This window comes from Blautia wexlerae (genome assembly GCF_013300825.1).
Taxonomy (GTDB): Bacteria; Bacillota; Clostridia; order Lachnospirales; family Lachnospiraceae; genus Blautia_A; species Blautia_A wexlerae_B.
Genome location: NZ_JAAIMY010000008.1, coordinates 1 through 18,343 on the forward strand (window position 1 = coordinate 1; position 18,343 = coordinate 18,343).

Annotated in this window: 16 protein-coding genes and 1 pseudogene; 15 read left to right on the top strand and 2 right to left on the bottom strand. The window is 40.7% G+C overall.

Annotation, left to right across the window (positions count from 1 at the left end; genetic code table 11):
* The 3 genes and pseudogenes from G4417_RS16770 to G4417_RS05925 all read left to right on the top strand — a co-directional run.
* Window positions 1-212 (top strand): annotated as a pseudogene (locus tag G4417_RS16770) (IS200/IS605 family accessory protein TnpB-related protein); the annotation flags it as partial.
* A 320-nt stretch (window positions 213-532) separates the two neighbouring features.
* Window positions 533-1,297 carry a threonine/serine exporter family protein gene (locus tag G4417_RS05920; RefSeq protein WP_055053850.1) on the top strand — a complete coding sequence of 255 codons (765 nt, stop codon included), beginning with the start codon at window positions 533-535 and terminating at the stop codon, window positions 1,295-1,297.
* 11 nt (window positions 1,298-1,308) lie between these two features.
* On the top strand, window positions 1,309-1,740 hold the full coding sequence (locus G4417_RS05925) for a threonine/serine exporter family protein (protein ID WP_055053851.1): 432 nt from the start codon (window positions 1,309-1,311) through the stop codon (window positions 1,738-1,740).
* A gap of 350 nt (window positions 1,741-2,090) precedes the next feature.
* On the opposite strand, the gene G4417_RS05930 is transcribed toward G4417_RS05925, so the two are convergent.
* Complete coding sequence (locus G4417_RS05930) at window positions 2,091-4,358, bottom strand: glycoside hydrolase family 3 C-terminal domain-containing protein (RefSeq protein ID WP_173682956.1); 2,268 nt, start codon at window positions 4,356-4,358, stop codon at window positions 2,091-2,093.
* A 147-nt stretch (window positions 4,359-4,505) separates the two neighbouring features.
* On the opposite strand from G4417_RS05930, the gene G4417_RS05935 reads away from it, so the two are divergent.
* The 6 genes from G4417_RS05935 to G4417_RS05960 all read left to right on the top strand — a co-directional run bounded on the left by G4417_RS05935 (window position 4,506) and on the right by G4417_RS05960 (window position 9,533).
* Window positions 4,506-5,273 (top strand): helix-turn-helix domain-containing protein, encoded by a 768-nt coding sequence (locus G4417_RS05935; RefSeq protein ID WP_173682957.1) that lies wholly within the window; start codon window positions 4,506-4,508, stop codon window positions 5,271-5,273.
* 246 nt (window positions 5,274-5,519) lie between these two features.
* Window positions 5,520-6,140 carry a GDSL-type esterase/lipase family protein gene (locus G4417_RS05940; RefSeq protein ID WP_008708211.1) on the top strand — a complete coding sequence of 207 codons (621 nt, stop codon included), beginning with the start codon at window positions 5,520-5,522 and terminating at the stop codon, window positions 6,138-6,140.
* Window positions 6,141-6,318: 178 nt separating this feature from the next.
* Window positions 6,319-6,978 carry an amino acid ABC transporter permease gene (locus G4417_RS05945; protein WP_008708210.1) on the top strand — a complete coding sequence of 220 codons (660 nt, stop codon included), beginning with the start codon at window positions 6,319-6,321 and terminating at the stop codon, window positions 6,976-6,978.
* The gene (locus G4417_RS05950; RefSeq protein WP_008708209.1) at window positions 6,959-7,636 is read left to right on the top strand and encodes an amino acid ABC transporter permease; all 678 of its coding nucleotides are present in this window, start codon (window positions 6,959-6,961) and stop codon (window positions 7,634-7,636) included. The genes G4417_RS05945 and G4417_RS05950 overlap by 20 nt, the downstream gene beginning before the upstream one ends.
* A gap of 21 nt (window positions 7,637-7,657) precedes the next feature.
* Entirely contained in the window at window positions 7,658-8,413 is a 756-nt protein-coding gene (locus G4417_RS05955; protein WP_008708208.1) for an amino acid ABC transporter ATP-binding protein, read from the top strand.
* A 133-nt stretch (window positions 8,414-8,546) separates the two neighbouring features.
* Window positions 8,547-9,533, top strand: coding sequence for a cysteine ABC transporter substrate-binding protein (locus G4417_RS05960; RefSeq protein ID WP_173682958.1), 987 nt, complete (start codon window positions 8,547-8,549; stop codon window positions 9,531-9,533).
* 210 nt (window positions 9,534-9,743) lie between these two features.
* Here G4417_RS05960 and G4417_RS05965 read toward each other — a convergent pair whose 3' ends face one another.
* Window positions 9,744-10,571 (bottom strand): polysaccharide deacetylase family protein, encoded by an 828-nt coding sequence (locus tag G4417_RS05965; RefSeq protein ID WP_173682959.1) that lies wholly within the window; start codon window positions 10,569-10,571, stop codon window positions 9,744-9,746.
* Between the two features lie 983 nt (window positions 10,572-11,554).
* Between G4417_RS05965 and eno the strand changes: the two genes are divergently transcribed.
* The 6 genes from eno to G4417_RS05995 all read left to right on the top strand — a co-directional run bounded on the left by eno (window position 11,555) and on the right by G4417_RS05995 (window position 18,288).
* Window positions 11,555-12,892 carry a phosphopyruvate hydratase gene (gene eno / locus G4417_RS05970; RefSeq protein WP_173682960.1) on the top strand — a complete coding sequence of 446 codons (1,338 nt, stop codon included), beginning with the start codon at window positions 11,555-11,557 and terminating at the stop codon, window positions 12,890-12,892.
* Between the two features lie 87 nt (window positions 12,893-12,979).
* The gene (secG, locus tag G4417_RS05975; protein WP_008707669.1) at window positions 12,980-13,216 is read left to right on the top strand and encodes a preprotein translocase subunit SecG; all 237 of its coding nucleotides are present in this window, start codon (window positions 12,980-12,982) and stop codon (window positions 13,214-13,216) included.
* Between the two features lie 104 nt (window positions 13,217-13,320).
* Entirely contained in the window at window positions 13,321-15,588 is a 2,268-nt protein-coding gene (gene rnr, locus G4417_RS05980; RefSeq protein ID WP_173682961.1) for a ribonuclease R, read from the top strand.
* A gap of 23 nt (window positions 15,589-15,611) precedes the next feature.
* On the top strand, window positions 15,612-16,082 hold the full coding sequence (smpB, locus tag G4417_RS05985) for an SsrA-binding protein SmpB (RefSeq protein WP_020993664.1): 471 nt from the start codon (window positions 15,612-15,614) through the stop codon (window positions 16,080-16,082).
* Window positions 16,083-16,235: 153 nt separating this feature from the next.
* Window positions 16,236-16,826, top strand: coding sequence for an AAA family ATPase (locus G4417_RS05990; protein ID WP_173682962.1), 591 nt, complete (start codon window positions 16,236-16,238; stop codon window positions 16,824-16,826).
* Between the two features lie 376 nt (window positions 16,827-17,202).
* Window positions 17,203-18,288, top strand: a complete 1,086-nt coding sequence (locus tag G4417_RS05995) for a hypothetical protein (protein ID WP_173682963.1) — start codon at window positions 17,203-17,205, stop codon at window positions 18,286-18,288.
* The last annotated feature ends 55 nt before the right edge of the window (window positions 18,289-18,343 follow it).

Sequence of the window (18,343 nt, forward strand, 5' to 3'; positions counted from 1 at the left end):
CTTTCCAGACAGGAAAACGATATAATTGTGACCTGTCAGCATCCTATAATATAGGGGCGAGATATTTTATAAGGGAACTTTTAAAACCCCTTCCGGCAACGGAAAGGTCTTTACTGGAGGCAAAAGTCCCTCCTATAAAGCGTAGAACCTCATGCGTTTATGCAGATCTGAGGAAACTCCATTCAGAAATGGAACTCTTAAAAGCAGCATAGATACAGGCAGATATACAGCGGACTACCTGTAATGTGGGAACCAGCCATATCTGGCATGGAAAAAGCACATAACTGTGCAGACCTAAGTTACAGGCGTATCCGCCGATATTTAGTCTGACGCCTAAAGCGTCCGGAAGCACGTGACTTTAGCCATGTGAGGTTCACCTGGAACTATTTTATGAAAGCGCTATAAAATAGAAGTTGTATTAACTGCAATTAAGCCTTATACTAAAGCTATCTTCAGAATACAAAAGTGCAGAAGTAAGACACTGGCGTATATTATGCCGGACTCTTTTCTGCAAAATTAAAGGAGTAATCCTATGCAGACATCTAAAGATTTTTTACATATTTTTCTTGATATGGGTGACGCATTGTTAAACAGCGGTGCAGAGATTTTTCGAGTGGAGGATACGCTGAACCGAATGGGTTATGCCTGTGGTGCTGCACAGATGAATGTTTTTGTGATCACATCCAGTATCGTTATTACCATGGAATTTCCAGAAGAAGGAGCGCGGACACAGACCCGACGGATCAGGGAAAGTGGTGGAAATGATTTTACAAAATTGGAGCAGTTAAATGATCTGAGCCGTCGTTTCTGTAATCATCCTGTCCCTGCGGCAGAGCTTCGGAAAGAATTTGATAAAATTAACATAAATAAGACGAAACCGTTATGGAAACTTCTTGGAAGCCTTCTGGCTGCATGCAGTTTTGCTTTTTTTTATGGTGGAAGTATTCCGGATGCTGTTGCAGCAGGATTTGGGGCTGTTCTGATCTGGGGATTACAGCAATATCTTCGTCCGGTATGCATGAATGAAGTGACTTTTCAGTTTGTGGCGTCTTTTTTTACAGGCTGTGCAATCTGTGGATTAACCTTGCTGTGCCCATTCCTTCGCATGGATAAGATTATGATCGGTGACATTATGCTTTTGATTCCGGGGTTGATGTCGACAAATGCAATCAGGGATGTACTTATTGGTGATACACTCTCTGGAATCATCCGTCTAATTGCTGCTTTACTACTTGCTGCGGCACTGGCACTTGGATTTATGGGGGCAATTATTTTATTTGGGAGGTTTGGACTTTGACTGCAGCAATCATGATACAATTAATTACCGGAGCCATTGGCTCTGTAGGATTTGGAATTCTTTTTCATATAAAAAAGAAATATTTGCCTCTGGCAGCAGTTGGCGGCTTCCTTAGCTGGCTGGTGTTCCTTCTAGGAAAAGAATTCTGGGGAAATGTTTTTCTTCCGACTCTGATGGCTGGCTTTGTTACAGATGTGTATGCAGAAATTCTTGCAAGAATCTGTAAAGAAACATCTACATCTTTTTTTGTTACTTCCGTAATCCCTCTGATTCCCGGAAGTACTCTTTATTATTGTATGAACAGCATTGTGGAAGGAAATACTGTTCGAGCATTGGAATATGGACGGGATACGTTTCTTTTTGCTTTTGGAATTGCAGCAGGAATGAGTATTGCGTGGTCGATCTGTTATTTTCTGAGAACTGTAAGGAAAAAGCAGAACTGACCTGGCAAGAAAGAAATTCCCGATGAAATGACACATACCCGTTTTCGACAGTTGATGAAAAATAAAATGGCAGAATCCCTTGATTTTATTGGGGTTCTGCCGTTTTTGTATGGTAAAAAAATGTTGTATGGAAGTACTGCCTTGAAATTTTTTTGATTTTTTTATTCAGTTCGTTTGACAGATAGTATTTTTATCAAGATCAAGCCCGGTTATCTATGGTTCCATATGTGATCAGTGACGAAGAGCTTATAAGAATTTTTGATGTGATGAAGGAATGGTTTAGAGAAAAATAAATAAAAACTACTGTATAAAGCTGAAAAAATTCGGCTTATATACAGTAGTTTTTTGTTTTAGATTGCCTGCAGTTTGTCAATCATCTCCTGGATCTCAGCCCGGGAGAATCCGCCAAAGCTGCACAGAGAGCGAAGTGGCATGGAATCTGTCATTGCTGCTACCATTTCTTCTGTAATAGCTTCTGCAGCAGATTCGGAAGCTGTGTCTGAACCGCCATTCATTGCAGCAATATATCTGGAAGTCAGTTCTTTTGCTGCTTCTTTTGTGTTTGGATTATTGAAAAGCTCACCCAGTGTTGTGTTCATATGAATATGCATGGGAATTACCTGGCTGCTGGAGAGTTCAATGGTTTCAGAGAGACAGATATCTCTGGAGGACGCACCGATCAGGATCTCATATTTGCCGCTTGCTGCATACCAGTCATGTAATTGGGTGTTGTACCATGCAAAGCTGCGCTTATCCAGTTCCATAGTAACTGTTTTGGTTTCGCCGGGAGCAAGCTGGACTTTTTCAAAGCCTTTCAGTTCTTTTTCGGGACGGGTCGTGGATGCTGTCATGTCTTTCACATAGAGCTGGACAATTTCTTTTCCTGTAATGCTGCCTGTATTTGTTACATCTACAGAAACAATGATAGTATCTTTTTCTGTTGGATTTGTGTTGGAAATTTGCAGATTGCTGTATGTAAAAGTAGTATAGGAGAGTCCGTATCCGAATGGATAGGCAACTTCCATCTGTTTGGTGTCATAATAACGATATCCTACAAATACACCTTCACGGTATTCCACTTTATCGCCACCACCGAAGTTCAGGTAGGATGGATTATCAGCTAGCTTAACTGGGATTGTCTCGGCCAGTTTACCGCTTGGATTTACAATACCATAGAGGATATTTGCAACAGCAGCTCCGCCTGCCTGTCCGCCAAGGTAAGCTTCCAGAATACCTTTCACATTATTGATCCATGGCATTTCCACAGGAGAACCATTGTGAAGAACGATCACAGTATTTGGCTGAACTTCAAGGATCTCAGCAATAAGACGGTTCTGGCATTCTGGCAGTCTCATATGAGAACGGTCATATCCTTCAGACTCAAAACTATCCGGAAGTCCGGCGAAGATCACAACCTTATCAGCAGCTTTTGCAGCCTGAAGTGCTTCAGAAGCCAGTTTTTCATCGTATAAATCTTTATCAGCAGGAAATCCTTCTGCGTAAATAACCTGTGCATCAGCAGGAACAGCTTCCAGTGCATTGGTAATTTTAAAGCAGTTAATATGAGAGCTTCCGCCGCCCTGGAAACGAGGTTTTTTGGCAAAACCACCTACAAAAGCTACTTTCTCAGAGGTCTTCAGAGGCAGAATCTGGTCTGCGTTTTTCAGAAGGACCATAGATTCTTCCGCAATACGGCGTGCCTCTTCATGGTCTTTTTCCATGGTAAATTCCTGCGGTGCACGGTGGTCCGCATATTTGTAAATAATATTCAGGATACGTTCTACAGCCTGATCCAGAACTTCTTCCTTCAGAGTGCCATTTTTTACGGCTTCCATGATCAGAGCATCGTTTGTTCCGTTGGAACCTGGCATTTCCAGATCCAGGCCGGCCTCCAGACCCTTCACACGGTCATTGACAGCACCCCAGTCAGACATAACATATCCTTCAAAGCCCCAGTCATTGCGGAGAACATCGGTAAGAAGCCATTTATTCTCGGAAGCAAAAGTACCGTTGATCTGATTGTAGGAGCACATAAATGTATATGGCTGAGCCTTTTTTACTGCAGTTTCAAATGCAGGAAAATAAATTTCGCGGAGTGTTCTTTCATCTGCTTCAGAAGAATTGCTCATGCGGTGATATTCCTGATTGTTAGCTGCAAAATGCTTGATGGAAGTTCCTACATGCTGGGACTGTACACCATTGATAAATGCAGCAGCAACTTCACCAGCAAGGTATGGATCTTCTGAATAGTATTCGAAGTTTCTTCCGCAGAGCGGAGAACGTTTAATATTGACAGCCGGTCCTAAAACAACAGATACGTCATTTGCCTGAGCTTCTCTGCCAATAGTCTCGCCCATGGATTCCATTAATTCACGGTCAAAAGAGCAGGCACTTAAAGCAGCAGGAGGGAAGCAGACTGCTTTGATACTGTCGTTCATTCCAAGATGATCTCCTTTGTCATCCTGTTTACGAAGCCCGTGAGGACCGTCGCTTACCATTACCTCCGGGATTCCGAGTCTTTCCACACTCTTCAGATGCCAGAAATCAAGACCTGAGCACATGCCTGCTTTTTCTTCCAGAGTCATCTGGCTGATGATTTTCTTTAAATCACGCTTCATAATAAATTCCTCCATAAGTTTATTAATATATGTTGAACAGATTGTTTGTGTTGCCTTTATCTGGACTATATCACCTTCAAATGATAAAATATAGTAAAATATTGATATAAATAACAAAATATTGCTGCGTATGCGAGAGGAATAAAGATGCAGGAGAAAAGTAAGGAATACAATGAAAAAGAACAACAGGTTGCAGAGAACCGAAGCAGGAATACTCTATTTGAGAGACGTGAGAATTTACAGAAACATGAATCTTATGCAAGTGAGCGTCGGCAGTATGATGCTATCAGGAATGGTCAGACAGACAGAATACAGTCCGTTTTTCAGATCACACCGGATGGAACTCCTGGAATACTGTCCAGAAATGAACTGCGAAACAGTAAGAATATGTTTATCGCAGGAATTACGCTGTTTACCAGAGCTGCGATTGAAGGTGGCGTACCTGAAGAAACTGCTTATGCATTAAGCGATGGCTATATTCAGACAGTGGAAGAGTGTACCAGTAAATCTTCCATAGAAAAGTTATCACAAAAAGCAGCTCTGAGATTTGCCCAGGAAGTGCAAAAGTCCGGAATGAGACATTACAGCAGAGAAATTGAAGCGGCAGTAAAATATATTCATCTTCATCTGCATGTTCCCGTTACACTGGAAGAAACTGCAGAGGCAGCAGGGATCAGTGCCAGTTATCTTTCCAGATTGTTTAAAAAAGAAACAGGAATGCTTTTTGTCGACTATATTCAGAAAGAACGGATAGAAGCTGCCTGTAATATGCTGACCTATTCAGATTATACAGCAGCACAGATCAGTGAATATCTTTGCTTTTCCACACAGAGCTATTTTATAAAAATTTTCAAAAAATATACAGGTACCACACCTGCAAAATATAAAAAATATAAAGTTCAGGACTGGAAATAATATCGGTATCAAAAGTTTTTTTGATTATTTACGAGGATTGCTATAGGTTCCGAAACCGCACGGAAAATAAAATATTTCTGAGCATTCCTTTATGACTTATGAAGTACAAATAAACATTTTCAAAAAAAACAAAAAAGGGATTGACAAACAAAAATAAAGATTGTATAGTATTCCTATCAAATAGATATGAAAACAGGAAAAAGCAAAAACCTGAACTAAAAAAATCAGTTAAGAAGGTGACAAGACATGAAACAAATCTTATGTTTCGGTGATTCCAATACATACGGATTGATCCCGGGAACTACTAATCAGAGATATGGATGGGGTACCCGCTGGACCAGCATCCTGGATGACAAAGTAAGAACAAAAGGCTACAGAGTAATCGAAGAAGGACTCTGCGGAAGAACCACCGTATTTGACGATCCATTCCGAACAGAAAGAAGAGGAACGGAAATGCTTCCGGCAATCCTTGAGAGCCACAGACCAGTAGACACTATCGTTCTCATGCTTGGCACGAACGATTGTAAAAGCGTATACAGCGCAACCCCGGAAGTGATCGGACAGGGGATTGAACAGCTCCTTGATCAGATCAACACAGTAAATCCGGATGCTAAAATATTGTTGGTATCTCCAATCTACCTTGGGGAGAGAATCTGGGAAGAGGATTTTGATCCGGAATTCGATAAGAATTCTATCGAAGTATCATGGAATCTACCCCGGGTGTATGAGAAAATCGCCAGAAGAAGAAATATTTCTTATCTTCCGGCTTCAGAATTTGCCCGACCGGGAGAAGCCGATCAGGAGCATCTGGATGAACTGGGACATAGCAGACTTGCAGATGCAATTTATGAAAAGCTTGCAGGATGAAGCATGAAATGTTATGATAGTTCACAGATGTGCAGATGTAACGCTTTAACTAAATCAAGTAAACTACCTGCTTTAACCGAAATAGCAGTGGATTGAAAAGTAATAAGCGGCACAGGCACATCAGAGCGTTCTTCAAATATGCTCTAAATCATAATAATAGAAGGAGAATAAAGTAACCATGGATTTTGAGTTTATCCGCGAGCAGACACCTCTTTATATTGAGGCAGCAAAGCTTACACTTCACATGGCGGTGATTGGTGTGCTGCTTGCCATTGTGGTTGGGCTTGTCTGCAGCATGATTAAGTATTTCAGGATTCCTGTACTTCGTCAGATCGTGGAATGTTACATTGAACTGTCCAGAAATACACCATTGTTGATCCAGTTGTTTTTCCTGTATTTCGGTCTTCCGAAAATAGGGATTGTCCTCAGTTCAGAACAGTGTGCGATCACAGGACTGACCTTTCTCGGAGGCAGTTATATGGCAGAAGCCTTCCGAAGCGGCCTGGACAATGTTCCGCCCATTCAGGTGGAATCCGCATTAAGCCTTGGAATGAGTAAGAGTCAGGTATTTACAAACATTATCCTGCCCCAGGCGGTATCCAATTCTATTCCGGCATTCTGTGCAAATGCGATCTTTCTTATTAAGGAAACCTCCGTATTCAGTGCAGTAGCACTTGCAGACCTGATGTTTGTGACAAAAGACCTGATCGGAATTTATTACAAAACAGATGAAGCCCTGTTTATGCTGGTAATCGCATATCTGATCATACTTTTACCAATCTCACTTATCTGTTCATTTGTAGAAAGGAGAGTCCGCTATGCAGAATATGGGGATTGAGGTTCTTTTTAAGGGAATCAACTCATTAAGACTCTGGCAGGGCTTGTGGGTAACAATAAGAATTGCACTGATTTCCATGGTATTTTCAATAATCCTTGGATTTCTTCTTGGGATGGTAATGAATATCCCAAATAAAATCATTAAGTTTATCTGCCGCATTTACCTTGAAATAGTAAGAATCATGCCGCAGCTGGTGCTTTTGTTCCTGGTATATTTCGGAGCGGCCAAGCATCTGGGGATGAATCTTTCCGGTGAGACAGCGGCGGTCATTGTATTTACATTCTGGGGAACTGCTGAAATGGGTGATCTGGTGCGAAGTGCGCTGATCTCCATTCCTAAACACCAGTATGACAGCGGATACGGTCTTGGATTAAACAAATGGCAGGTCTATCTTTATATTATCCTTCCGCAGACTATAAGAAGACTTCTTCCATCCGCAGTGAATCTTCTTACCCGAATGATCAAGACCACATCACTGGTAGCTCTTATCGGAGTAGTAGAGGTGTTAAAAGTTGGAAAACAGATCATAGATGCATCACGTTATACAAATCCGACAGCGGCCCTCTGGGTATACGGTGCAGTATTCTTTATGTATTTTATCATATGTTTTCCATTTTCCAGACTCTCCAGAGTACTGGAAAAGAAGTTTGCTGATTAATAGAGAAATGAGGATAAATGAATGGGACAGCCGATTTTAGAAGTAGAACATTTAAAGAAATCATATGTAAACAATGTTCCTATTCTGGATGATGTTTCCTTCTCTCTGCAAAAGGGAGAAGTGGTGGTGATTGTAGGACCTTCCGGATGTGGAAAAAGTACCTTCCTGCGATGTATCAACCGCCTGGAAGAGATTGACACCGGTGTACTGAAGCTTAACGGTGTAAGCTATGAGAAAGAAAAAAAGAATATAAGCAAAGTCAGAGAGAAGATAGGAATGGTTTTCCAGAGCTATGATCTTTTCCCGAATATGACAATTTTAAATAATCTTCTTCTGGCACCAATGAAAGTACAGAAAAGAAATAAAGAAGAAGTGAAAAAGGAAGCGGAGCAGCTTCTTGACAGAGTTGGTCTTCTGGATAAGAAAGATAATTATCCAAGGCAGCTCTCCGGTGGTCAGAAACAGCGAGTTGCCATTGTACGTGCCATGCTGATGCATCCGGAGATCATGCTTCTGGATGAGATTACAGCAGCACTTGATCCTGAGATGGTAAGAGAAGTACTTCAGGTAGTACTGGAACTTGCAAAGACAGGAATGACAATGTTGATCGTCACTCATGAGATGGAATTTGCCCGTTCCGTAGCAGACAGAGTAATCTTTATGGATAAGGGAAACATTGTAGAAGAGAACACTCCGGAACAGTTCTTTGATAATCCGGAGACTGACAGGGCAAAACAGTTCCTGAACAGTTTCCATTATGAAACAGTGAAAAAATAGAATAGAGGAAAACAGAATATTGTATTAATCCTGAAATGGATGATAATAACCCATGAAATAGCAGGATATCACAAGAACTGGTTATAAAAATTATAATAAAATCAAAATTTTTTAAAACATGGAGGAAAAGAACATGAAGAAAAAAATATTAGCAGTCTTATTAGCAACAGGTGTAGCAGCAACAACACTTCTTGGCGGAAGTATTCTTGTAAGTGCGGCAGATGACGGAGGAAACACTGCACAGGCCCGTACTCTGGATGAGATCAAAAAAGACGGAAAGATCAAAATCGGTGTATTCAGCGACAAGAATCCATTTGGATATGTAGATGAAAATGGTGATGTTCAGGGATACGATATTTACTTTGGAAAAAGACTTGCAAAAGACCTTCTGGGAAGTGAAGACGATGCAGAATTTACTTATGTAGAGGCGGCAAGCCGCGTAGAATATCTACAGTCTGCAAAGGTTGATGTGATCCTTGCAAACTTTACAGTAACAGATGACAGAGCAGAGAAAGTAGATTTCGCACTTCCATATATGAAGGTAGCTCTTGGAGTTGTTTCTCCTGATGATGCGTTGATCAAAGATGTAAAAGATCTGGAAGGCAAGAAGCTGATTGTTGTAAAAGGAACAACAGCAGAGACATATTTTACAGATAACTATCCGGATATTGAACTTGTAAAATTTGATGAATACCAGGAAGCGTACGATGCACTTCTTGACGGAAGAGGAGATGCATTCTCCACAGACAATACAGAAGTACTTGCATGGGCTCAGCAGAATGAAGGATTCTCTGTAGGAATCGAATCTCTTGGTGATATTGATACAATTGCACCAGCAGTACAGAAGGGCAACACAGACCTTCTGAATGCAATCAACGATGAAATCAAATCTCTGGCAGATGAACAGTTCTTCCATAAAGATTTCGAAGAAACCCTGAAACCTGTATACGGTGATAACATCAATCCAGATGACCTGGTAGTTGAAGGTGGTGTTGTAGACGGCGAAGAGAAAGCTGAAGATGCAGCGGAGACAGAAGATTCTGATGCAGCCTCTGATGACACTAAAGAAGCGGAAACAACAGAAGAACCGGAAGAGACAGAGGCAGCAGACGCTGAATAAGCAGTGTAAATGCAATATAAAAGTTACAATTTTGATATTCTCTAAAGTATTGATTTATAAACAAAATGAGACGCACTCCATTAGGACATCCCTGTGGAGTGCGTTTCATTTTGAGATAATGATCAATTTTTGTTTATTGCAAGTGTGTCAGATATTTCAAAATTCTGTTATTTTTGTATGTGACTTTGCAAATGGGAAAGTGTTAAATGTTCATAATTCGTTCAGAGAATGAAAGGAATATCCCATCTCTTCCCATTTATCCAACAGTTCATCCAGAATCTGCGCATTAGTGGAAGAAGTGCTGTGCAGCAGTACAATAGCTCCCGGATGAATCCGTTTCGTCAGTTTTGCAATAGCTTCCTGCGGATCTGGCTGGTTATCCTGATACCAGTCTACATAGGCAAGGCTCCAGAAAAATGTGTGGTATCCCAGTTCTCTGGCCATAGACAGATTCTGTGTACTGTAGATGCCCTGTGGGGGGCGGTAAAATTTTGTCATTTCTTTTCCTGTAATTTTCCTGTAAATTTTTTCTACATCGGATAATTCTTTCTGAAAAGATTCTTTTGTGGAAATTTTTGACATATCCGGGTGCGTCATAGTATGATTGCCGACAATATGCCCTTCCGTTTCCATTCGTTTGATCAGATCTTTGTTTTCCGAAATGAAATTTCCAACCACAAAAAATGTAGCAGGTGCCTGATGTTTTTTCAGTGCATCCAAAATAGCAGGAGTATTTCCATTTTCAAAGCCTGCGTCAAAGGTGAGATAGATTTTCTTTTCTTCGGTATCTTCAGCAAAAAAGGCATTGTACTGAGCCAGTTCTTCTATCGTTGCATTTCCAACAGGACGTTTGCCTTCTTCTTGAAAACTGAGTCCCCAGTTGGAACTTTGGGCAGAAGCAGCAGTCTGTCTGGCAGTGTTGTGCGATACGATTTTTCCTACAGAGGAACCTATAAATGCACAAGCACAGAAAAGAAGAAAAATCTTGGTAAATCTGGAAGAGAAAATCCGAGTGGAGGATATGTATTTGAGATGCATAGAGAGTATTAACCTCAGAACGGAATGATATTAGTTTAATATATGAGAAAGAGGGGAGCTATAGAAGCTGGATGACAAATAAAAGAGCCACAGATTTATATTTCATCGTGGCTCCTGTTAAGATTCTGTATCCAAGGGATGATACCTCACTTTCTGTAAAATAAATTATGAAATTGTATGAATTTGAATTATGAAATTAACGGTTCAACTTACTGTCCCATTGGTCTGTACCTTCCTTTTATAGTTTCATAGGGTAAATCGTTAAGCTTTCATTGGACTGTACCTTCTTCATGTAAATGAACGGTTACGTTTTATAATAGGGTAAATCGTTAACGTTTCATTGGACTGTACCTTCCTTATTTTGATTGAATGTCACTTTAAAAATAAGGTAAATCATTAAATTTCCATTGGACCGTACCTTCTTTAGAATGTTTAACTGTTACGTTCAAAATAAGATAAATTGTTAGGTTTCCATCGGACTGTACCTTCCTTGTTTGATAGGAACTACTTATAAAACTTAATTGGATTTAAAAGCTTAAGTTCTTGGTGGTCCGTACCTGCCTTTCTTATAAGTCATGAATTTGAAACTTTGCTATTCTGGTGGTCTGTACCTCGCTTTCTTAAATTATGAAGAAAAGATTATGTTTTCGGTGGTCTCACTCCTTTACTTTTTTGTTTTTCGTAATCCCTTTTGTTTTATGAACTTAATATAACAGATAAAGAATGAAATGTCAAGAATAAAAATAGAAAATTTGCAAAAATATTTAAAAGATAATATTAAAATTATTTGCATTGATAAAATATTCTGAAAATAATAACAGATATAGACAACGCATAGCCGGAAGCATATTGGGTAAAAATATGGTTGTAAAGATATACAAGTCAAATTACGTTACTGAAAGTAATTTTGACTTAAGGTTGAACTGTAACTGTGAAAATATGGAACAGTTACCGGTTTATTAAAATGATCAGGAGGTTCTAATATGTTACGTTATCTGCCTGTAAGAAGGGTTCACGCAAGACAGGTACTTGATTCCAGAGGAAATCCTACAGTGGAAGTAGAAGTGACAGTAGGAGAAGGTGTGATCGGGATAAATGGATATACGGGGAGGGCAATCGTCCCTTCGGGAGCTTCCACAGGAAAGTTCGAGGCAGTGGAGCTTCGTGACGGAGAAAAAGACTGCTACACCGGACTTGGTGTCCGCAAAGCAGTGGAGAATGTAAATACAAAGCTGGCAGAAGCAATTCTTGGAGAAAATGCTCTGGATCAGTCCTATATTGATAAAAAAATCATAGAAACAGACGGCACGGACAATAAAAGTAATGTAGGGGCAAATGCGGCACTGGGAGTATCCCTGGCAGTAGCAAGGGCGGCGGCAGCAGCTCTTCGCGTTCCTTTATATCAGTATCTTGGCGGCTGCCATACCAGACAGATGCCTGTACCGATGATGAATATCTTAAATGGGGGACGTCATGCTGATAATACAGTGGATTTACAGGAATTCATGATCATGCCGACGGGAGCGGAAAATATGGAGCATGCGATCCGAATGTGTGCGGAAGTATATCAGTTTCTCAGAATTATCCTGAAACAAAAAGGTCTGTCAACAGCAGTCGGGGATGAGGGAGGTTTCGCACCGGATCTTCCCGATTCAGAAAGCGTCCTGGAAGTGATTTTTGAAGCAGTAAAAAAGGCGGGATATGAACCCGGAAAGGATATTAGCATTGCAATTGATGCTGCGGCAAGTGAACTGTACGATGAAGAAAGAGGTGTTTATGTTTTTCCTGGAGAAGGAAAAATGAAAGGGGAAGAAGTTCTCAGGGATTCCGGCGAGATGATAGAATATTATGAAAAACTTGCAGAGAAGTTCCCGATTGTTTCCATTGAAGATGGACTTGAGGAAGATGACTGGGAAGGCTGGAAACAGGTGACAAAAAGACTGGGAGATAAAATACAGCTCGTGGGTGATGATCTGTTTGTCACGAATATCAAACGTCTTGCATGTGGTATCAAACTGGGAGCGGCAAATGCCATTCTGATAAAATTAAACCAGATAGGAACACTTTCAGAAGCATTGGATGCAGTGGAAATGGCACAGAAAGCGGGATACAGGGCAGTAATTTCTCACAGATCAGGAGAATCGGAAGATTCATTTATCGCAGATCTGGCAGTTGCCACAGGTGCCGGACAGATTAAGACAGGTGCACCCTGCCGTTCGGACCGAAATGCCAAATATAACCAGCTTCTTCGTATCCATGAGGCCTTGGGAGAACTGGCAGTGTATGAAAATCCTTTTAAAGAAAATGAAAAAAATTGTTAAGAAACCTGACAAAAACTCTGAATTGTGGTTGAAATCCCCATCCGGCTATGTTACAATGAAACTCAGTTGATTAGGAGGTGTAACGAAGTGCAGATTATTAAGATCATTCTGAGTGTCATTTTCATAATAGATTGCATCGCTCTTACAGTAGTAGTTCTTATGCAGGAAGGTAAGCAGCAGGGACTTGGTGCTATCGCCGGAGCAGCAGAAACATACTGGGGTAAGAACAAGGGACGTTCCATGGAGGGCGGACTTGTTAAGGCAACCACTATTATGGGAATTTTATTTTTTGTAATTTCTGTAGCATTAAATATGCTTGGTTAATCAGAAAAGAAATTTGAAACACTCTTGTTATGTGCAAGAGTGTTTTTTGTGTCATAAAGAGCTGAATCAGATAAAAGTCCTCTGCGGAGGCTGTGAGGAGTAATATGAGTAAAAAAAATATGGACAGAAGAAAAAAGTTTATCCTGGAACTGATGGGAGATCCTATTTATCAGCCAATGAGACTCCGCGAGATTTCTTCTCTTCTGAGACTTTCAAAAGAAGAGAAAAGAGAGCTGTATGATGTTCTGGACGAACTTTGCGAGGAAGGAAAAGTATCTGTAGACTGCAAGGGCAGATATGAAAAGGTCAAAGGAAAATGGAAAAAGAAAAAAGATGACCGTTATTACGATGACCGGAGAGAAGAATACGGATTAGAGTATGGCAGAAAGAAGAAAGATAAAAATAAAAAAGAGCAGCTGGAGGGAATCCAGGCTGAGGGAACATTTATCGGACATCCCAAAGGTTTCGGTTTCGTAGAAATTGAAGGGCAGGATGAGGATATCTTTATTCCTGAAAGTGATACAGGAACAGCTATGCATCAGGATAAAGTAAGGATCATCATCAGAAATGACAAAAAAGAGGGAAAACGCCAGGAAGGCGTAGTTGTGAAGGTTCTGGAGCGTGGTATGCCTGAAATTGTAGGAACTTATCAGTTAAATCGGGATTTCGGTTTTGTGATCAGTGATAATCCGAAATTTTCCAAAGATATCTTCATTCCGAGAAAAGAAGCGGCAGGAATAAAAAATGGTGATAAAGTAATCGCGGTGATTACAGATTATGGCTCCGGAAATAAGAATCCTGAAGGAAAAATTAAGGAGAATCTGGGAAATATCCGAACACCGGGTACAGATATCCTGGCAATCGTCAAGAGCTTCGGAATCCCAAGTGAATTTCCTGAGAAAGTAATGAAGCAGGCTCAGCGTGTTCCGGATCATGTGTTGGATGCAGACAGAGATGGAAGACTGGATCTGAGACATCTGCAGACAGTCACTATTGATGGCGAAGATGCCAAAGACCTTGATGATGCGATTTCCCTGACAAAAGAGGGGGACATTTACCATCTGGGAGTCCATATCGCAGATGTAAGCAACTATGTACAGTACAACAGTGCTCTGGACAGGGAAGCACTGAAACGTGGAACCAGTGTTTATCTGGCAGACCGCGTTGTGCCAATGCTGCCGGAACGTCTTTCCAATGGAATCTGTTCTCTGAATCAGGGAGAGGACAGACTGGCGTTGAGCTGCCTGATGGACATTAACGAAAAGGGTAAGGTAGTTTCCCATCAGATCGCGGAAACAGTGATTAACGTAAATGAGAGAATGTGCTACACTGATGTAAAGAACATTCTTGAGGACACAGACGAAGAAGCAAAGAAACGGTATGATGCACTTATCCCGATGTTCTTTATGATGAAAGAACTGTCCGGAATCTTACGAAACAGCCGCCATCACAGGGGTTCCATTGACTTTGATTTTCCGGAGAGCAAGATTATTCTTAATGCAGCAGGAAAAGCAATCGATGTTAAGCCATATGAAGCAAATGTGGCAACCAAAATCATTGAAGATTTCATGCTGATGGCAAATGAGACTGTGGCACAGGAATACTGCACAGAAGAGATTCCGTTTGTATACAGAACCCATGATAACCCGGATCCGGAGAAAGTGGAGAGTCTTCTGACATTACTTCACAATCAGGGTGTGAAGATTCAGAAAGCAAAAGAAGAGATCACTCCAAAAGAAATTCAGCAGATCATCGAAAGTATCGAAGGGCTTCCGAATGAAGCAATGATCAGCCGCCTGGTATTGCGTTCCATGAAACAGGCAAAATATACCACAGAATGCAGCGGTCACTTCGGACTGGCGGCGAAATATTACTGCCATTTCACATCTCCGATCAGAAGATACCCTGATCTGCAGATCCACAGGATTATTAAGGATAACTTACGAGGCAGACTGATGCGTGAAGGCAGAACCGAACACTATGCTGAAATTCTTGATGAAGTTGCGAGACAGTCCAGTGTATGTGAACGCCGTGCAGATGAGGCAGAACGTGAATCAGACAAGCTGAAGAAAGCAGAATATATGTCCTACCATCTGGGAGAGGAATTCGAGGGAATTATCTCAGGCGTTACCGGATGGGGGCTTTACGTAGAACTCCCAAATACAGTAGAAGGTCTGGTACATGTTAACACTCTGCGGGATGACTACTATATCTTCGACCAGGAAACCTACGAACTCCGCGGAGAGATGACAAAGAAAGTCTACAAATTGGGAGATAAAGTCCGTGTCCGTGTGGCAGATGCAGATAAAATGCTCAAAACAGTAGACTTTGAGCTGGTTGCTGATATCTGGAATGATGAAGAAGAGAATTAAATAAAAATGGCTTGGAGGATATTATGGCAAAGAAAAAAGGAATGAAGCTGATTGCCAATAATAAAAAGGCATTTCATGATTATTTTATAGAAGATACTTATGAAGCCGGTATTGCCCTTGCAGGAACAGAAGTAAAATCCCTGCGTATGGGCAAATGCAGCATCAAGGAATCCTTTATCCGTGTAGAGAACGGAGAGGTTTACATCTACGGAATGCATATCAGCCCTTATGAAAAAGGCAATATTTTCAACAAAGACCCGCTGAGAATCCGTAAGCTTCTGCTTCACAGATATGAGATCAATAAGATTGAAGCAAAGCTCAAAGAAAAAGGGTTAACTTTAGTACCCCTGAAAGTTTATTTCAAAGACAGTCTGGTAAAAGTGGAAATTGGAATGGCTCGAGGCAAGAAACTTTATGACAAGAGACAGGATATCGCAAAGAAAGACCAGAGAAGAGAAGCAGAGCGTGAATTTAAGGTTAAGAATCTATATTGATAATATTACTAAATCCTTTGGCTCAAAATTGTGAAATGTTATGAAAAAATTAATGGATATTGCAAAAATATTCGAAAATTCTTATAATCTATCATATAGATAAAAAAATAACAATTCATTTTCAGGCAGATGAGCTGAAAGGAGTGGTGCCCTATGAAAACAATCACGATCAGCAGACAGTATGGAAGCGGTGGAAGATATATTGCAGCTTTGCTTTCAGAAAAAATGGGAGTTCCCTGTTACGACAGTAAACTTTTGCTGAAGGAAGCAGAGAGGCATGGAATCAGTCAGGAAATCATCAATGAATTTAAAGGCAAGACCAGTCTTCTTTATGCAATCGGAGTAATGATGTCAGAAGAATCGCAGGATAAAAAACGCCTGACGATTCCGGAGAAGATGTTTCATGCGCAGAAAGAGACAGTGAAGCGCCTGGCACAGGAAGGTCCATGCATTTTTGTGGGAAGATGTGCAGACCAAATCCTGAAGGATGATAATCAGCTGCTTCGCGTGTATATTTATGCATCTGATATGGAAGACCGTATTAAACGGATTAAGAAAAATAAGCATATTTCTCAGAAGGAGGCACTTGACAGAATTGCGTATAAAGACCGTCAGAGAAGAGATTATTATAACTTTTATACAGGACATGAATGGGGAAAAATGGAAAATTATGATATCTGCCTGAATACTTCGGTTTTATCAGAGGAAGAATGCGTGGAACTTCTGATGAAGCTGGCAGAATAGAAATATATTAAATATGACCACAAAGGGATGAGAAAGGACTGCCAGAGCAACATGGTAGTCCTTTCGTTACTGTTCACTGGTAATATTCCGCGAGGTGTTTTTTGCGAGTGAAAGTCACAGTAACGTCCTTTCTGGTGAGTATCCGCTGATTACAGTGAGCGCTTCCTTTTGTGCAATAATATGAAGTAGGAAAAATGTGATTTTTTCATAAGAATACGTCCGCAGGCAGAGATTTTAAAAGCTGAAAGTCTTAAAATTGTATGAAATCGGCAGAGGCTTAGTTGACAAGTTTTCAATACTCTGCAATAATAGGAAATTGAAAAATGGCATTGTTAAAAAGAAAAAAGATATTCCATATAGCAGGAGGGAATATATTATGAAGAAACGTTATTTAATACTGGCAGGTCTGCTGGTAATGACAGTGGCAGTTGCCGGATGTGGCAAGAAAAAGACAACAGAGACAGCACCTGTAGAGGTAACAGCTACTCCGACTCCTGAAGTAACCAAGGCAGTCGATATGGTGGATATGCAGCAGACAGCAGATGAAGATATAAAGAACATAATGGGAGAAAAAACTTCCACAGCATCTAAGATTGTATTTGTAAATAATACAGGGGATGCCATCCAATCACTCTATATCCGGACTCATGTGGATGAAGACAGTGAGGATTATGATGCAGATGAGGATGCAGATGAGGATGAGGATGGAGGATGGGGAGATGATCTTATCAATGGAATGTTTACTCTGACAGATAAGGACAAGGCACTGTATTATATGCAGACTGCAAATACACAGACATCAGGTACACAGACAACATCCAACAAGAGTACAGCTTCCTATGATATCCGTATTGCATATACTGATGAGGACAAGAATGAATGCTTTTTCCGCGATATTCCGCTTGGAACAATTTCGAAGATTACATTATGCATGGACGGCACAGACGATGATGCAATCCCATATGCAAAATATCTGACAGGTACATCAACAAAAGAAGTATCCACGCTTGATGCGGTAAAGAAACGTCTTGGCATTATAGATGACAGTGAGTCAGAATCAGATTCCACAGACGACAGTGATCAGAATTCTGCAGATAATTCTGATTCTGCAGATAATAATAACAGTGGTGACCAGAATACAGATGACAATGGAAATGGCAGCAATAATGGTTCTGATGATGGAAATGATGGAAGTACGGATGATGGAAATGGTGGAAGCACGGATAATGAAAATGGTGGAAACACAGATCAGGATAATAGTGGCGGCGATATGATTTCTACAGCAGAACAGTATATCGGTCAGTCTCTGGATGCGCTGGAGGGCGCATGCGGTTCCCCACAGGGCAGCAGTTATGAGGATGATCCTGAGACAGGTAAAACAGGATTCCATTATTACAGTAATTTTACAGTTTCTACAACAGTTGATGAAAATGGTAATGAAATTGTTGCCGGAATATGGTAAAATAAAATTACGAATGTAACAGAAGAGAGAAAAAGTATTCCGATCCTCTGTTACC

What these genes read in the sequence shown, in the direction of transcription:
- rnr (WP_173682961.1), top strand. Translation starts at nt 13,321, where the DNA reads ATGAGTAAAAAAAATATGGACAGAAGAAAAAAGTTTATCCTGGAACTG.
- eno (WP_173682960.1), top strand. Translation starts at nt 11,555, where the DNA reads ATGTTACGTTATCTGCCTGTAAGAAGGGTTCACGCAAGACAGGTACTT.
- G4417_RS05955 (WP_008708208.1), top strand. Translation starts at nt 7,658, where the DNA reads ATGGGACAGCCGATTTTAGAAGTAGAACATTTAAAGAAATCATATGTA.
- smpB (WP_020993664.1), top strand. Translation starts at nt 15,612, where the DNA reads ATGGCAAAGAAAAAAGGAATGAAGCTGATTGCCAATAATAAAAAGGCA.
- G4417_RS05965 (WP_173682959.1), bottom strand. Translation starts at nt 10,571, where the DNA reads ATGCATCTCAAATACATATCCTCCACTCGGATTTTCTCTTCCAGATTT.
- G4417_RS05930 (WP_173682956.1), bottom strand. Translation starts at nt 4,358, where the DNA reads ATGAAGCGTGATTTAAAGAAAATCATCAGCCAGATGACTCTGGAAGAA.
- G4417_RS05945 (WP_008708210.1), top strand. Translation starts at nt 6,319, where the DNA reads ATGGATTTTGAGTTTATCCGCGAGCAGACACCTCTTTATATTGAGGCA.
- G4417_RS05935 (WP_173682957.1), top strand. Translation starts at nt 4,506, where the DNA reads ATGCAGGAGAAAAGTAAGGAATACAATGAAAAAGAACAACAGGTTGCA.
- G4417_RS05960 (WP_173682958.1), top strand. Translation starts at nt 8,547, where the DNA reads ATGAAGAAAAAAATATTAGCAGTCTTATTAGCAACAGGTGTAGCAGCA.
- G4417_RS05925 (WP_055053851.1), top strand. Translation starts at nt 1,309, where the DNA reads ATGATACAATTAATTACCGGAGCCATTGGCTCTGTAGGATTTGGAATT.
- G4417_RS05920 (WP_055053850.1), top strand. Translation starts at nt 533, where the DNA reads ATGCAGACATCTAAAGATTTTTTACATATTTTTCTTGATATGGGTGAC.
- G4417_RS05950 (WP_008708209.1), top strand. Translation starts at nt 6,959, where the DNA reads ATGCAGAATATGGGGATTGAGGTTCTTTTTAAGGGAATCAACTCATTA.
- G4417_RS05990 (WP_173682962.1), top strand. Translation starts at nt 16,236, where the DNA reads ATGAAAACAATCACGATCAGCAGACAGTATGGAAGCGGTGGAAGATAT.
- G4417_RS05940 (WP_008708211.1), top strand. Translation starts at nt 5,520, where the DNA reads ATGAAACAAATCTTATGTTTCGGTGATTCCAATACATACGGATTGATC.
- G4417_RS05995 (WP_173682963.1), top strand. Translation starts at nt 17,203, where the DNA reads ATGAAGAAACGTTATTTAATACTGGCAGGTCTGCTGGTAATGACAGTG.